Genomic DNA, 14,987 nt, shown 5'->3' on the forward strand with positions numbered 1-14,987 from the left:
CATGCTGGCGTGTTTGCGCGGAAAATGGGGGCCATGATGAAATCATTTGCACTTGCCACGGCCGCGCTGGCGGCGTTTTTCGGCAGCGTTTCGAGCGCAGCGGCACAGGAAGTCCTGCAGCTCGAATTCGTGATGAGCTATCCGGGCTATCCCAACGGCGCCCGCACCACCGATGACTGTCTGGAGGTCAATCACCAGACCTATCTCAGCCAAGGGGCCGTCGAAGCGAGCCGCACCCGCAATGGCCGCTGGTATACGGCCGATGACGATTACGGGAAGGGCAAGTTCCTGATGTATTGCAGCGACAATCCCGGGGTCGTCGGCATCGGCGTCCGCTTCGCGTCCGGCGCCACGCGCTATCCCAATCTCAACTTCAACCCACGTGCGCATCATGGGCAGGCGGACTGCCTGCGCCGCGCCAATGCCGTGGTCGACGGCAATATGATCTATTCGCGCTTCGATACGCGTGACGACTCCGTCACTGCGTTCAATCGCACATCCAACATCGCCGTCACCATCGTCTGCACCGATTTTGGGGAAGTGTTGTTTATCGGATGGGGTCGCGGCGAATTGATCGGCGAACGCAACACCGTCGAACAGCTATGGGCGGCACAATAGCGACCGCGCGCGATATCGCCGCCAACGATTAATTGCGCAAGTTTCAGCGATAATCTCGATCACACCATCCGAAGCTTCCAATTTCACATGCGTTGCGGCGCCCCATATATGAGCCACCGCAACGCAAAAATTTGGAGATTCTCATGGCGAAGATCGGAGACAAGCTGAAGCCCTTCACGACACAGGCCTTCAAGGAAGGCAAGTTCGTTGAGGTGAGCGACAGCGACGTGACCGGCAAGTGGGCCGTCTTCTTTTTCTATCCGGCCGACTTCACCTTCGTCTGCCCGACCGAACTGGAAGACCTGGCCGACATCTATCCCAAGCTGCAGGAAATGGGCGTCGAGGTATATTCGGTCTCGACCGACACCCATTTCTGCCACAAGGCATGGCACGACACCTCGCCCGCCATCGGCAAGATCAACTATTACATGCTGGGCGATCAGAACCACACGATCAGCAACAATTTCGACGTGCTGCGTGAAGGCGTCGGCCTGGCCGATCGCGGTACCTTCGTCGTCGATCCCGACGGCGCGATCCAGCTGATGGAAGTGACGCCGGAAGGCGTGGGCCGCAACGCCGCCGAACTGCTGCGCAAGATCAAGGCGCTGCAATATTGGGTCAGCCACCCCGGCGAAGTCTGCCCGGCCAAGTGGGAAGAAGGCGAAAAGACGCTTGCTCCCTCGCTCGACCTCGTCGGCAAGATCTGACCCAGCCCCCTTTGGGTCTCAACGCGGCCCGGGGTGGAACCTGCCGCCCCGGGCCGTTTTGTATCTGAACACAAGGAAATCCTCATGCTCGACGCCAACATGACTCAGCAGCTCAAGGGCTATCTGGCCAATATCAAGCAGCCGATCGAGCTCGTCGCCAGCCTGGGTGACGATGCCAAGTCGCGCGAGCTTGAGGAGTTGCTGGGCGAAATCGCCGCGCTGTCCGATCTGATCGAAGTCGTCCCCAGCGACGCCGACAAGCGCAAGCCCAGCTTCATGATCCGCCGCAAGGGCACCGATATCGGTGTGCGCTTTGCCGGCATCCCGATGGGCCATGAATTCACGTCACTGGTGCTCGCCCTGCTCCAGGTCGGCGGCCATCCGTCCAAGGCCGCGCAGGAGCTGATCGAACAGATTCAGGGCATCGACGGCGATTATGAATTCGAAACCTATTTCTCGCTGTCGTGCCAGAACTGCCCGGATGTGGTGCAGGCGCTCAATCTGATGAGCGTGCTCAACCCGCGCATCCGGCATACCGCGATCGACGGCGCATTGTTCAAGGACGAAGTCGACGGACGCAAGGTGATGGCAGTGCCGACCGTGTTCCTGAACGGCGAACAATTCGCCAGCGGGCGCATGGACCTGGAACAGATCGTCGCAAAGATCGATACCGGCGCCGAAGCCAAGGCAGCCGAGAAGATCGCAAAGAAAGATCCGTTCGACGTGCTGATCGTCGGCGGCGGCCCCGCCGGTGCGGCTTCGGCCATCTATACTGCGCGCAAGGGGCTGCGCGTCGGCGTCGCTGCGGAACGTTTCGGCGGGCAGGTGCTCGACACGATGGGCATCGAGAATTTCATCTCCGTCCCCTATACCGAAGGGCCCAAGCTCGCCGCGCAGCTGGAGCAGCACGTCAAGGAAAATGACGTCGACGTGATGAACCTGCAAAAGGCGGAAAAGCTGATCCCGGCCCAGGAAGAAGGCGGCCTGCATGAAGTGAAGCTCGCCAATGGCGCTTCGCTCAAGGCACGCACGGTGATCCTGTCGACGGGCGCGCGCTGGCGCCAGATGGGCGTGCCGGGCGAGGACGAATATCGCAACAAGGGCGTGGCCTATTGCCCGCATTGCGACGGCCCGTTGTTCAAGGGCAAGCGCGTGGCGGTGATCGGCGGCGGCAATTCGGGTGTCGAGGCGGCAATCGATCTCGCCGGCATCGTCGCGCATGTCACGCTGATCGAATATGACAGCGATCTGCGCGCCGACGCAGTGCTCCAGCGCAAGCTCGCCAGCCTGCCCAATGTCAAGATCATCACCTCTGCGCTGACCACGCAGGTGCATGGCGATGGCGAGAAGGTGACGGGCCTGACCTATAAGGACCGCAACCACGGCACCGATCATGACGTCGAGCTGGAAGGCATTTTCGTCCAGATCGGCCTCGTCCCCAACACCGAATGGCTGAAGCAAGCGATCGCGCTTTCGCCGCGCGGCGAGATCGAAATCGATGCGCGCGGCGAAACCAGCCAGCCGGGCATTTTCGCGGCGGGCGACTGCACCACCGTTCCCTACAAGCAGATCGTGATTGCGATGGGTGCGGGATCGACTGCCGGGCTTTCGGCGTTCGACTATCTGATCCGCCTGCCCGCAGCCGAAGTCAGCGAAGCGGCCTGAGCTCCCATTGGTCGCGTTGCACGACTGGCCCGAAACAGCACCCCCCGCTGTTTCGGGCCTTTTCGCGGGTGCGACCGGACGATCTGGAACTAATCTACCACTCCACTTATATACCTCCCATAAATCGATGGGGACGATAAGTGGCAACGACCTACCTTCCGACGCTCAAGCAGCTGCAATATCTGGTCGCGCTGCGCGATGCCGGCCATTTCGGTCGCGCCGCCGAAGCCTCTTTCGTCACGCAATCGACGCTGTCGGCGGGGATTCGCGAGCTGGAAACGCTGATCGGCGTGACATTGGTCGAACGCACCCGCCGCGTGGTGCGCTTCACGCCGCTGGGCGAGAAAATCGTCGACAAGGCACGGCGCGTGCTGCGCGAAGCCGATGAACTGGGCGATATCGCCCGCTCGGCCGGTCGCCCTTTGTCGGGCGAGATGCGGATGAGTGTCATTCCCACCATCGCCCCGTTCCTGCTGCCGCGCATCCTGCCGCGGCTGCGGAAGGATTATCCCGACCTCAAGCTGTTCCTGCGCGAGGAAACCAGCGCTCATGCCTGCGAAAGCCTGCACCATGGCCGCAGCGACTGCGTGCTGCTCGCGCTCCCCTATGGCTGTGGCGATGTCGAGGCGCAGATATTGTTCGACGACCGGCTGTTCGTCGCCTTTCCCGAAGGCGAACTGGAGCCGCCGACGCCCGACATGGTCGAACCCGAAGCGATCGACGAAGGCCGGCTGCTGCTGCTCGAGGACGGGCATTGCCTGAAGGACCATGCGCTCGCCGCGTGCAATCGCCCCGAACTGCGCGCTGAATCGACGATGCTCGGCACGTCGCTCTATACGATGGTGCAAATGGTCGAAAATGGCCTGGGGGTTACCATGCTGCCCGAAATGGCAGTCACGGCGGGCATCCTCGACAACACCCATGTCACTGCCCGACCGCTCCATGCCGAAAATGCCGCGCGCCAGATCGCGCTGGTATGGCGCAAGGCAAGCCCGCGCGAACGCGACTTCCGGCTATTGGCGGATGTGCTGGGCGCGCAGGCCTGAGGTTCAGCCTTCGATCTGATAATGGATCGGCTTGAAGCTGCCCCCGTTCGACGCATAGGCCGAACAGGCCGTCAGGCCGATCACCAGATCGCGCTGCGCGCGCAGGCGGATGAAATCGCCCGGCGCGCTGGTCGGCGGCAACACTTCCAGCCTTCCGGTCGCGCCATCGACCGGCACATTCATGAAGACATTGAACGCCACCGGAATCGCATCGGCTTCGACGCCATACGGCGCCAGCGCCTCGGCAAGATTGCCGAAACAGCCGCGATGGACCGGATGCTCGGGATAGAAATGGCGGAACGTCGCTTCGCTGCACGGCGTCAGCAGGAAATCGTGCCGACCGACGCTGTCCTCGACGATTTCGAGCAGCGGGTTCGATCGGTTCGACCAGAGCGTGTTGCCGGTCGTCAGCGAAATCGTCTCTTCATAATCGAAGGTGCGCCCGTTCGAGATGACTTCGCGCACATCGTCCGCAGCAAAGGCGAGCAAGTCGCTGACCTGTGTTCCTTGCGGATCGATCACCTTCAGCACCTGTCCGGTTTTCAGCGCAAAGGCGGCGCCGCTGCGTGGCGCTATTTCGACCACGCTCATGCGCGCGGGTCCCGGAACGGGCATTTCCAGTCATCGGTGACCACCCGGCCGCTATATTGCCGCGCCTCGCTCGCTTCGCCATGCCGCGCGAGCATCGGATTGGTGTCGCCGGCAAGCGCGACGTCGCGCTCGAGAATGCGATCGCGCATCCGCTCATATTTGCCTTGCTCGCGCAGCTGCTCGAACTGCTCGTGCAAATTGAAGACCATGGTCGGTCGCGGAAAGCGCCGCGCCGGTCGCGATGCATTGGGATGCAGACCGACGACGAAGAACGCCTCTCCGCCGAAACTCAACGAGAAATGCGGGTCCTCAGGATTGGCGCTGACATCGGCGTCATAATCCTGCCCCAGCCAGGCGTCCTTGTCGGCAAAGGATTGAATGCGCCGCCACATCACCTGTTCGAATTCGCGCTCGCTCAGCGTCAGCGGCTGTTCGAACACGACTGCCAGACTGCGAAACCCCTGCGGGTCCTTGCGATAGGCATGCGCCCAGTCGAGCAGCGCCGCATGAATCTCCAGATCGTTCCACCCGCTTTGCATGTCGCGCGCGGTAACGACTCGCAAATTGCCTCGCGCCAGCGCCGCTTTCGCTCCGACACAGGGGAATTCGGGTGTTTCGATGATGCCGCGCAGCTCGTCTTCGAGTGCGCTGGTCCTTGGTGCCGCCAGTGTCTCCATGCCGCTACAACTCGCGACGAGAGAAATTGGTCCAGCTATCGAATGCTATTTATACAATGGCTTAGCGCGCCATTGTTGCGGCGTGACCTATTCGTCCGCCAGTCCCAGCAGGATGTTGTTCGAAGACCCCGAATTGGCCAGCACGATATCCGCCCGACCGTCGCCATTCATGTCGCCGACCGCGACGCCATAGGTGTCCGCCTCCCCGCCAGGAAGCGTTTCGCGCGTGAAGTTTCCCCTACCGTCGTTGCGCAAAAGGCGGTTCTCCCCTTCCGTGCCGACCACCAGATCGACGTCTCCGTCCCCATCCATGTCGGCCGCTGCAATCGCCATGACGACATCACCGCTGGCGACCTGCACTTTGTGCGGCGATCCAAAACCGGATGACTCCTGCCGATACATCAGAACGCTCCCGTCGGGGCCGATCAGCAATATGTCGGGGCGTCCGTCACCATCGAAATCGGCGACAGCGGTTTTCCGGTGATCGCCCTCGCTGTCCGAAAGCGGTTCGGCAGCAAAATTACCGGCACCGTCGTTACGCATGATCGCGCTGATGCCCCGGTCGCGACGAGCGAGCACGAGATCATTATCGCCATCGCCGTCGAGATCGGCGGCCGCGATCGCCGTGGTACCGAAACCCGAATCGGGCAGTTCCACGCCATTGCCGAAGCCGCCTTTACCGTCGCCGCGATATACGCGATCCGGGCCGCGCCGGGTTGCGATGGCAAGATCGAGGACCCCGTCCCCATCCGCATCGAACAGCAATGCCGACCGGGCATGCCCGATGCTGTCAGGGACCGCGCCATGGGCCTGCAAATGTCCGGCTCCATCGTTCAGGAACACCAGTGCGGGCAACTGGTCGCGCACTACCACCACGTCCGGATCGCCATCCCCGTCGAGATCGCCCGGCCGGATCGTATAGCTCGCCGACAGAAAGTCCCCGATCGGCAACGCTTCCAGCATCCGGCCATTGCCGCGATTGAGGAACAGGTAGTCCTGCTGCGCCCAGTGCCGCCCGTTGGCGGCGAGGATGTCGAGATCGCCGTCGCCATCCATATCCGCCAGCGTGACATCCGCCGTCAGACTGTTTTCGCTGTCGAAAATCCCGAACGGGAACTCCCGCATCGGTGCCTGCTGTTCCTGCGCGATCGCCGGACAGGAAGCGAGCAGCAACGGAATGATCAGCGGCTGGATTGCTTTCATCTCACTCCCATCGCCCCGCAGCATCGGCGTCGCTGCCGCGCGCGTCGACCCAGCGGCTTTCGCTGCCCAGTTTTTCACGTTTCCAGAACGGCGCGTCGGTCTTCAGCCGGTCGATCAGATAGGCACAGCTTTCCAGCGCTTCGCGGCGGTGGCTGGCAGCGGTGCCGACAAAGACGATCCGGTCGCCCGGCACCATCGGCCCGACGCGATGGACGATCGTCACCCCCATCAGATCCCATCGCGCCAGCGCCGCCTCGGCAATGCCGACCAGCGCCGCCTCGGTCATGCCCGGATAATGTTCCAGCATCAGTTCCGTTACGCCATCATCGCCGCGCACCACGCCGGTAAAGGTGGCGACGCCCCCTGCCCCGCGCTCTTCAAGGGCGGCAACCTCGACGCCGAGTTCGATCGGCGCGGGCTGAACCGAAACGCGGATCATCCGCCGGTCACCGGGGGGAAAATCGCGACTTCCCGCGCGGCACCCAGTTCGGCATCGAGCGGTACGAAATTCTGGTCGATCGCGGCGCGCAGCCTGCCCATGTCTTCCAGCGCCTGCGCATGGCCGTCGCTGCGTTCGCGCAGCCAGACGATGAGATCGGACACCGTCCGGACGCTTTCGGGCGGATCGACACTTTCCTCGCCGCACCCCACGGATTCGCGCACCCAGGCAAAATAGAGGACGGCGATCGCCATCAGCTGTCCATATGCTTCAGGCCGACACGCAGATAATCCCAGCCGGTAATCATGGTCAGCGCCGCAGCACCCCAAAGCGCAGCGATGCCGACCGTGTCGAGCCAGCCATAGGCCGGCAGCGCAGGGACGAGAATCAGCGCCCCCAGCGCCATCAGCTGCAGCGTCGTTTTCCATTTGGCGAGTTTCGACACCGGCATCGACACCTGAAGCTGCGCCAGAAATTCGCGCAGGCCCGACACCATGATCTCGCGCATCAGAATGATCAGTCCCGCGATCACATGCCAGTCATGGATCACGCCCTTGGCCGTCAGCAGCACGATCACCGATGCGACCATGATCTTGTCGGCAATGGGATCGAGAAACGCACCCAGCCGCGACACCAGCCCCTGCGCGCGCGCCAGATAGCCGTCGAGGAAATCGGTGACTGCGATCAACGCGTAAACACCAAAGGCGATCGCATATCCCAGTCGCCATTCCGGCCACCAGAGAAAGAAGATCAACAGCGGCACCGTGAAGATGCGCGAGAGCGTGAGCAGGTTGGGCAGAGTCAGCATCGCGAGCGTTCCTAGCACCGCCGATCCCGGAGCGGGAGGGGGCTAGGTGATATAAGCAATTGATACGGCTGGCACGCCTCGGCTATGGCGCTGGCATTATTTGCTGACCAGCAGGGGTCGTTCTTCGCATGATTCACGCCGTCGGGCTCCTCAAGGAACGGCGTTTCCTGCCTCTTTTCCTCACCCAGTCGCTCGGCGCATTCAACGACAATCTGTTCAAGAATGCGCTGGTCTTCTTTGCGACCTATCACATCTATAATTCGATCGATGCCGAAACGCGCTTCAGCGCGATCGCGACGGGCATCTTCATCCTGCCCTATTTCCTGTTCTCCGCGCTCGCCGGCCAGCTGGCCGACGGATATGACAAGGCGCGGATCATGCGGATCATCAAGGCGGCGGAAATCGGCATCATGTCGGTCGGCGCCTTCGGCATCTTTACCGCGCATATCGAACTGATGCTGCTCGCGCTGTTCGGGATGGGCGTGCATTCGGCCTTTTTCGGGCCGATCAAATATTCGGTGCTGCCGCAACATCTGCGCGACGACGAAGTGCTGGGCGGAACCGGCCTGATCGAAGCGGGTACCTATATCGCGATTCTGGGCGGCACGATCGCGGGCGGATGGGTCAGCCCCTATGTGGCGGCCGCCTCGGTGATTTCGATCGCGGTGATCGGCTGGTTCGCGTCGCTCCAGATCCCGTCGGCGCCGCCGCTCACCAAACTCAAGATCGATTTCAACATCTTCCGCTCCTCCTATCGGCTGATCGCGACGACATTGCGCATCCGCCGAGTCGCGCTCGCGATTCTGGCGATGAGCATCTTCTGGACGGTCGCGGCGATCCTGGGCGTGCTCTTCCCGCCGCTGGTGAAGAATATTTTTCACGCGCAAAAGGACGTCGCCAGCGTCTTCCTGGCGATCTTCTCGGTCGGCATCGCGATCGGATCGGTGATCATCAACCGCCTGCTCAAGGGCGAAGTGTCGGCCAAATACGGCCCGGCTTCGGTGCTGGTGATGGCTGCTTTTGTCGTCGATTTCTATTTCGCCGCCGAAGGCTGGCATGTGCCCGACAGCCGCGCGCTGTTCGATACCGCCGAATTCCTCGCTCTGCCCGGCACGTGGCACATCCTGTTCGATCTGGCGATGATCGCGATCACCGGCGGCATGTTCGTGGTGCCGCTCTATGCCTTTCTCACCACCACGGTCGACAAGTCGCAAACGTCGCGCACCGTTGCGGCGAACAATATTCTCAGTTCGGGTGCGATGGTGGTCGGCTCGGTCGGTATCTATCTGGTGGTAGAGGCCGGAATCTCGGTGCTCGGCGGTCTGTGGGTGGTGTTCGCACTGTGCATCGCATCGGCCTGGACGGCGTGGATGCTGCACAAGGCCGGCGATGCCCCGGCCCGTCCGACAGAGGGCTGAGCGCGCCGGTTCAGGCGATAAAGGTATAGAAGCAGACGAAGAAGGCCGTGAAGCTGAGCAGGAACAGCTTCACGTCGCTGTCCTCGCGTGTCCGGCGTCTTTCGATGACGGCAGTCCGCATCGTGCTGCGGAACGGATGGCCCCTGCGGCCGTCGGCGATGCGAAGCTGCTGACTGGTCATATCGCAACGTTAACGCGTTGTTTACGATTATGGCCACTGCGCAAGATGGTTAACCCGCGTTTAATTTCGGGACGCGGGTGACGCGCGCCCCGGAATCGGACGGGCGCAACGGCACAGCCACCGCGCGGGTGGCGCGGCACTATGGCCATGAAAATGTGGGGGTTCTGGTGGAGCCGAGGGGAATCGAACCCCTGACCTCTGCAGTGCGATTGCAGCGCTCTCCCATCTGAGCTACGGCCCCGCCACGATCCGGCCGACGCCGGAAGGCGCTCCCCTTAGCGGCGTCTCACGCGCGATGCAACTGCTCTGCGCATGCCGATCGGCACTTGTTCGACGCGGCCTCCGCCTCTCGCGTAAAAACCTCGCAAAAACGTCGATACATTTCCCGGACATGCCGGGCAAACCGCCCCCGCATGGGCGGCAGAAACGAAAAGGAGCCCGGACATTGTGCCCGAGCCCCCTTGCGTTCGATCCGCGGCGTTGCGGATTGCGTGCGGATCAATCGAGGAAATTCGCCATCGCCTCCAGAAACGCATCGCGATTGTCGAGCATCAGAAAGTGATAGGCGCCGGGGATCGCGATCATTTCGGCCTGCGAACCGGCGAATTGCGGTTCCCACACCGCCGCGGCCTCTGCCTCGCCCATTCCGGCGGCATAGACGACCGTGAAGGGCATGGTGATCGCCGCGATCTCGCCGCGAAGATCCATGGTCATGTCTTCATACAGCGCCTGGGCGACGACACGGGTATCGGCCTGCATCGACCAGTTGGCGACCTTGATCCGTCCCTCCGGCGTCATCGACAAATTGCCGCCCGGATCGCTGGTCACCGGAGTTTGCGCCGCTGCACGCACCGTTTCATATTGCGCGATCATCATGTCGCGCATCTGCGCCGCGCGCGGTTCGATGCTGGCGACGTCGGGTGCGCCCATCACGACACCGAAAAAGGGCATGGCGTCGACCACCAGGATCCGGCCGATCAGATCGGGATGCGTCAGCGCCAGCTTCATCGCGACAAGGCCACCCATCGAATGGCCGATCACTGCCGGCTTTTCGATATTATTGTCGCGGATATAGGCGGCGATGTCGGCGACGATGCCGTCGATCACGCCGGGTTCCAGATTGGCGCCGGGCGCACCGCCGGCGAAACCATTCACCTGAACCAGCGCGACCGGATGGTCCTGAGCCACGGCTTCCCAGCTGCCGTCCCACACCGCGCGGGGTGAGGACAGGCCGGGGATGAAGATCACCGTCTGGCCGCTCTGCGCGCCCCTGGTGACGATGGAAATATGATCCATCCGGACTTCGGCGTCCTGAGCTGCCATCGCTGTCGCTGCGGCAGGCGCCGTCGCCGGCCCGGTTTCGGCGCGAGTGGCGCCGGCATAGATCAGCATGGCTACGGCCAGGCCGATGCTGAGGAACAGGTCGCGCTTACGCGCCGGGCAATGCGTACGCATCATGCATTCTCCTTGGAAGGATTGGAAAAAATCTCTTCGATCGTCAGATCGAACACATCGGAAATCTTGAAGGCGAGCGGCAGCGAGGGATCGTATCGGCCGGTCTCGATCGCATTCACGCTCTGGCGCGATACTTCGAGCAATTCGGCGAGATGCTGCTGGCTCCATTTGCGTTCGGCGCGGAGCACGCGGAGGCGGTTGTTCATTCCCCACCCCCCACGCGACTGTCACGCCAGGTCAGGAAGCACTGGAACAGGCCCCAGGACATCGCCCAGATGGGAAAGCCCCAGAAGACGTCCACCTTCCCCACCAGATCGTTATATTGGAGGAAGCCGAGGACGGTGGAGACCGAGAGGACCACGCCGATCCCGAACAGCATCGCCGAAACGATCCGCTGCCGGACGAATTCGTCGGTTTCCTCGATCAGATACAGCCCCATCACGACCATCGCGATGATGACCGGCAGTGCCGGCAGCACCGACAGGATGATCAGCGGGACGCCGGTAGGCTCATAGGTGTTGGTCGCCCAGACACAGGCGAACAGGATACCGACATAGGCCAGCATCGAGGAAAGGAAGCGCCGCTGGTAGCGCTTGGCGGCTTGAGTACGCATTGGAAAGCTCCCTTGTTCAAATGACAAGTGAGCTTTACGCCGATTCGCATCGACGTGTCAACTACCCTTTCCATTTTGCTGCGCTAGCTTGTCAAATCGTCCAGCATCCTTTGCGCAAGCTGGCTCAACGTATCGTCACGCGCGCCCATGATGACGATACGGTCGCCCGGTTTCGCCTGCGCGACGATGTGCGCCGCAGCGGCTTCGCGTTCGGGAATGTGCATGGCATGCGCCCCGGTCGCGGCGATGTCGGCAATGATGTCTGCGCTGGTGACTTCACGTGTCACTGTCCCGCCCTGATAAACCGGGTCGGGCAGGACGAGCAGGTCGTCCCCGGCGAGTTTTTCGGCGAACATGGCGACAAGCTCGCGCCGCATCACCTTGAGCGGACCAAAGCCATGCGGTTGAAACATCAGCAGCAGGCGACCGGGAAAGGCGTGGAGCGTATCGAGCGTCGCTGCGATCTTTTCGGGGTTGTGGCCAAAATCGTCGATCACTGCGATCCGGTTGGCGATGCCGACCAGATCGAAACGACGGCGCAGCCCGCTGAAGCCGGTGATCGCTTCGGCGGCCATCGCCAGCGGTACATCGATCGCGCGGGCAGCGCCGATCGCGGCAAGCGCGTTCGACACATTGTGGAGCCCCGGCACGGCAAGCCTGACCGCGAGCCCGCTGAACGCGCCGCCTTCCCACAGATCGAAGGTCACCCCGAACGGGGCTTCGACGATGTTCCGGGCCGAAAGCGACACGTCGCGATCGATGGCAAATCCGATCACCCGGTCCGCCGGCAGCGCCATGGCAAGCGCGGCAGCCTCCGCATTGTCCAGATTGACGACGGCCTTGGCCGCCTTGCCGATGAAATCGCCGAACAGCGCGCGCAGCTCTTCCATCGTCTTATGGTCATGGCTGACATTGTTGAGCACCGCGACGCTGGGCGAATAGAGCGCGATCGATCCGTCGCTTTCGTCGACTTCGGTCACGAAATCCGCGCCCGTCCCGACCAGCGCGCTGGCAAAGGGAGCATCGGGAGTCGCGAAATTCTTCATCACCGCGCCATTCATCACCGTGGGATGATGGCCGCAGCAATGCAGGATCCAGCCGATCATGCCGGTGACGGTCGATTTGCCGCTGGTGCCGGCGACACCGATACGGCTGGGCGCAGCGTTGAACAGCGACGCGAGCAATTCCGCGCGGCTCAGCCGTTGCGCGCCGACGTCGGCGGCTGCGACCATGTCGGGCACGCTGTCTTCGACCGCGGCGGAGGCGACGACGATCTGATCGGCCGAGGTGATTCCGCTGCCGTCCTGTTCGAACAATGCGATGCCCCGCGCACGCAGCGAATCGAACTTCGCGGCAAGCTCCGCCTTGCCCAGGCTGCGATCCGATCCGGCGACGCTGGCGCCCTGACCTTTCAGGATCATCGCCAGCGGCATCATGCCCGAACCGCCGATACCGACAAAGAAATAGGGTTTGCTGTGCTCCATCGCATCGGGCTATCCGGGCTGAAGGCGGGGAGCAAGGGCTTGGCGCCTTCCCGTCGACCCGTTCGGGCTGAGCTTGTCGAAGCCCCGTCCTTTTCTGTCACGCGGTGGTGGAAGCAGGACCGCCCTTCGACAGGCTCAGGGCGAACGGCTCATAACATGGGGTGGGACAAGATGCGCATCGCCGTCGTGGCACCGGGACGTCCGATCAGCGAAGCCAATGCGGCACGCGTTTCCGCCTTCATGGCGCTGACCTATCCGCAGCATGACGTGGTGTTTCACCCGCAATGCTATCTGTCCGACGGGCATTTCGCCGGATCGGACGATGCCCGCGCCGCCGCCTTTCTGGAAGTCGCCAACGACCCGCAATATGACGCGATTTGGTTCGCACGCGGCGGCTATGGGTCGAACCGCATCCTTTCGCGGGTGATGCCCAATCTTGGCCCGGCGGCACGCGACAAGGCGTATCTCGGCTTTTCCGACATGGGGTTCCTGCTCGGGGCGCTCTATGCCGCCGGAATCGGGCGTCCGATCCATGCGGCCATGCCGATCACGCTGGGCAGCAACGATCCGGGCGAAAGCCTTGGCTGGGCGCTGGCATGGCTGATCGACGGCGACCGCAATGCGCTCGAACCCAGCCTCAACGGCGAAGGCAAGGGCCGCCCGGCCGCTGCCTTCAATCTCGCGATTCTCGACGCGCTGATCGGCACGCCATATTTGCCCGACCTCACCGACCATGTGCTGATGATCGAGGAAGTGTCAGAGCCGCTCTATCGCATCGACCGGATGTTGTTCACTGTCGCGCACGCAACCCAGCTGAAGGGCATTGCCGGCATCCGGCTGGGCCATGTCACGCATATTCAGGAAAACGACCCGCCCTTTGCCGAGACCGCCGAACAGATCGCCCGGCGCTGGTGCGACGAAATGGGCGTCCCGTTCCTTGGCCGTGCAGAAATCGGCCATATCGCGCTCAATCGCGTGGTGCCGTTCGGCGTGGCGTGAGGCCCAGGCTCACGAAACCCAGCGTATCGGCGAGGCAACGTTCGGATCGTCCCGGCAGGCATTTCTCACCGCCTGCCACTGCTCGTTCGTCAGCGCCGAACGATAGGCGCGACCGGCAACCACGGAGGTTTCGAAGCGCCGGCGCCGATCATCCGAGACAGGATGGGACGAAAGAAAGCTCATCACACGCGCATTGGAACCTTCTTTCCTGGCCAGTTTCGCAAAAAAATCGGCCGTCGCTTTCGGCGAAATATCGGCAGCCTCCAGCCGTTCGATTGCCACACCATCGGCGGCAGCCTCTGCCTTTCGGCCATAGCTGAGCGTCACCAGGTTGCTCAGCGTGTTGCCGGCTTCGCCGCCAAAGCCTCCCAAAAACAGCCCAACACCGATCTGACGCAGCAACCCCGCCATCGAATCGCGGTGGCGGACATGACCAAGCTCATGACCCAACACGCCCGCCAGTTCATCGGGTGAGTCCGCCGCCTGAACCAGCCCGTCGAACAGCAGGATATGCCCGCCGGGCAAGGTGATGGCATTGACCATCGGTATATTCGCGATCTCCACCTGACGCGCTTCCCCCTTGGGGTCGATTTCGCGCACCAGCGCCTGCAACGCGGCGGCGCTTTCCGGCGTGCGGCAATAGCGATTGCCGAAATCCCCGATCATGGCGTCGCCCAGATTGTTTTCCCAACTCTGCGGAACCAGCGGGGCAAGCCATTGCGGCGATTGGAACAGGACAAATATGGCAACGACGGCAAGCGTCGCAAAGGTGCCGACGGCAGGCCAAAGCCCGATCTTGTCGACCCATTTTCCATAATGTTCGTTTTTGGGGAGCAAGGCGGCAAATTCCGGCGGCGCATCGCCCGTAAAGCCGATCCGCCAGCCGGGTCGATCCCGATGGCCATAGGCGGAGTGCCCGCGCTGTTGCCGGATCACGACCAGATCGGACCAGGCGACCGGATCTCCGATCCAGTCGCTCTCCGGGTCCGCGAGCACGAAACCGCCGTCCCTCGTCTGCGGGACGACCGAACGGCGGGTCGCGCTCTTGCCGTCATAGTGCCAGAGAAGGAAATCCTCCATCTG

18 protein-coding genes and 1 tRNA gene are annotated in these 14,987 nt (G+C 62.5%); 6 read left to right on the top strand and 13 right to left on the bottom strand.

The window, feature by feature from the left end; all coding sequences use genetic code 11:
* Window positions 1-36 precede the first annotated feature (36 nt).
* The 4 genes from DKB74_RS17690 to DKB74_RS17705 all read left to right on the top strand — a co-directional run bounded on the left by DKB74_RS17690 (window position 37) and on the right by DKB74_RS17705 (window position 4,036).
* A complete protein-coding gene (locus DKB74_RS17690) occupies window positions 37-618 on the top strand; it encodes a hypothetical protein (RefSeq protein WP_145961042.1) in 582 nt (193 codons plus the stop codon).
* Between the two features lie 143 nt (window positions 619-761).
* The gene (gene ahpC / locus DKB74_RS17695) at window positions 762-1,325 is read left to right on the top strand and encodes an alkyl hydroperoxide reductase subunit C (RefSeq protein WP_109809531.1); all 564 of its coding nucleotides are present in this window, start codon (window positions 762-764) and stop codon (window positions 1,323-1,325) included.
* Between the two features lie 84 nt (window positions 1,326-1,409).
* Window positions 1,410-2,990 carry an alkyl hydroperoxide reductase subunit F gene (gene ahpF / locus DKB74_RS17700; RefSeq protein WP_109809532.1) on the top strand — a complete coding sequence of 527 codons (1,581 nt, stop codon included), beginning with the start codon at window positions 1,410-1,412 and terminating at the stop codon, window positions 2,988-2,990.
* 140 nt (window positions 2,991-3,130) lie between these two features.
* Entirely contained in the window at window positions 3,131-4,036 is a 906-nt protein-coding gene (locus DKB74_RS17705; RefSeq protein ID WP_109809533.1) for a hydrogen peroxide-inducible genes activator, read from the top strand.
* A gap of 3 nt (window positions 4,037-4,039) precedes the next feature.
* Here the strand turns inward: DKB74_RS17705 and DKB74_RS17710 are convergent, their stop codons facing one another.
* From DKB74_RS17710 to pgsA, 6 genes are all read right to left on the bottom strand, one after another.
* Window positions 4,040-4,627, bottom strand: a complete 588-nt coding sequence (locus tag DKB74_RS17710; protein WP_109809534.1) for a DUF1989 domain-containing protein — start codon at window positions 4,625-4,627, stop codon at window positions 4,040-4,042.
* Window positions 4,624-5,304 carry a guanitoxin biosynthesis heme-dependent pre-guanitoxin N-hydroxylase GntA gene (gntA, locus tag DKB74_RS17715; RefSeq protein WP_109809535.1) on the bottom strand — a complete coding sequence of 227 codons (681 nt, stop codon included), beginning with the start codon at window positions 5,302-5,304 and terminating at the stop codon, window positions 4,624-4,626. Before gntA ends, DKB74_RS17710 begins: the two co-directional genes overlap by 4 nt.
* A gap of 87 nt (window positions 5,305-5,391) precedes the next feature.
* Window positions 5,392-6,507 carry an FG-GAP repeat domain-containing protein gene (locus tag DKB74_RS17720; RefSeq protein ID WP_161956906.1) on the bottom strand — a complete coding sequence of 372 codons (1,116 nt, stop codon included), beginning with the start codon at window positions 6,505-6,507 and terminating at the stop codon, window positions 5,392-5,394.
* Window position 6,508: 1 nt separating this feature from the next.
* Window positions 6,509-6,946 carry a molybdenum cofactor biosynthesis protein MoaE gene (locus DKB74_RS17725; RefSeq protein ID WP_109809537.1) on the bottom strand — a complete coding sequence of 146 codons (438 nt, stop codon included), beginning with the start codon at window positions 6,944-6,946 and terminating at the stop codon, window positions 6,509-6,511.
* Window positions 6,943-7,200 (bottom strand): molybdopterin converting factor subunit 1, encoded by a 258-nt coding sequence (gene moaD / locus DKB74_RS17730; protein WP_109809538.1) that lies wholly within the window; start codon window positions 7,198-7,200, stop codon window positions 6,943-6,945. The genes DKB74_RS17725 and moaD overlap by 4 nt, the downstream gene beginning before the upstream one ends.
* On the bottom strand, window positions 7,200-7,754 hold the full coding sequence (gene pgsA, locus DKB74_RS17735; RefSeq protein ID WP_109809539.1) for a CDP-diacylglycerol--glycerol-3-phosphate 3-phosphatidyltransferase: 555 nt from the start codon (window positions 7,752-7,754) through the stop codon (window positions 7,200-7,202). Before pgsA ends, moaD begins: the two co-directional genes overlap by 1 nt.
* Window positions 7,755-7,882: 128 nt before the next feature.
* On the opposite strand from pgsA, the gene DKB74_RS17740 reads away from it, so the two are divergent.
* Window positions 7,883-9,172, top strand: a complete 1,290-nt coding sequence (locus DKB74_RS17740; protein WP_109809540.1) for an MFS transporter — start codon at window positions 7,883-7,885, stop codon at window positions 9,170-9,172.
* A gap of 10 nt (window positions 9,173-9,182) precedes the next feature.
* Here DKB74_RS17740 and DKB74_RS18920 read toward each other — a convergent pair whose 3' ends face one another.
* From DKB74_RS18920 to DKB74_RS17765, 6 genes are all read right to left on the bottom strand, one after another.
* On the bottom strand, window positions 9,183-9,353 hold the full coding sequence (locus tag DKB74_RS18920) for a hypothetical protein (RefSeq protein WP_164497960.1): 171 nt from the start codon (window positions 9,351-9,353) through the stop codon (window positions 9,183-9,185).
* Window positions 9,354-9,518: 165 nt separating this feature from the next.
* Window positions 9,519-9,594, bottom strand: a tRNA-Ala gene (locus tag DKB74_RS17745).
* Between the two features lie 257 nt (window positions 9,595-9,851).
* Window positions 9,852-10,811 carry an alpha/beta fold hydrolase gene (locus DKB74_RS17750; RefSeq protein WP_109809541.1) on the bottom strand — a complete coding sequence of 320 codons (960 nt, stop codon included), beginning with the start codon at window positions 10,809-10,811 and terminating at the stop codon, window positions 9,852-9,854.
* Entirely contained in the window at window positions 10,808-11,014 is a 207-nt protein-coding gene (locus DKB74_RS17755) for a helix-turn-helix transcriptional regulator (RefSeq protein ID WP_109809542.1), read from the bottom strand. Before DKB74_RS17755 ends, DKB74_RS17750 begins: the two co-directional genes overlap by 4 nt.
* Window positions 11,011-11,421, bottom strand: coding sequence for a hypothetical protein (locus DKB74_RS17760; RefSeq protein ID WP_109809543.1), 411 nt, complete (start codon window positions 11,419-11,421; stop codon window positions 11,011-11,013). Before DKB74_RS17760 ends, DKB74_RS17755 begins: the two co-directional genes overlap by 4 nt.
* 83 nt (window positions 11,422-11,504) lie before the next feature.
* On the bottom strand, window positions 11,505-12,905 hold the full coding sequence (locus DKB74_RS17765) for a glutamate ligase domain-containing protein (RefSeq protein ID WP_109809544.1): 1,401 nt from the start codon (window positions 12,903-12,905) through the stop codon (window positions 11,505-11,507).
* Between the two features lie 171 nt (window positions 12,906-13,076).
* On the opposite strand from DKB74_RS17765, the gene DKB74_RS17770 reads away from it, so the two are divergent.
* Window positions 13,077-13,904, top strand: a complete 828-nt coding sequence (locus tag DKB74_RS17770; protein ID WP_109809604.1) for an LD-carboxypeptidase — start codon at window positions 13,077-13,079, stop codon at window positions 13,902-13,904.
* A 9-nt stretch (window positions 13,905-13,913) separates the two neighbouring features.
* Here DKB74_RS17770 and DKB74_RS17775 read toward each other — a convergent pair whose 3' ends face one another.
* Window positions 13,914-14,984 carry a M48 family metallopeptidase gene (locus DKB74_RS17775; RefSeq protein WP_109809545.1) on the bottom strand — a complete coding sequence of 357 codons (1,071 nt, stop codon included), beginning with the start codon at window positions 14,982-14,984 and terminating at the stop codon, window positions 13,914-13,916.
* Between the last annotated feature and the right edge of the window lie 3 nt (window positions 14,985-14,987).

The sequence above is a fragment of the Stakelama portus genome (assembly GCF_003171655.1).
GTDB classification, from domain to species: Bacteria; Pseudomonadota; Alphaproteobacteria; order Sphingomonadales; family Sphingomonadaceae; genus Sphingomonas; species Sphingomonas portus.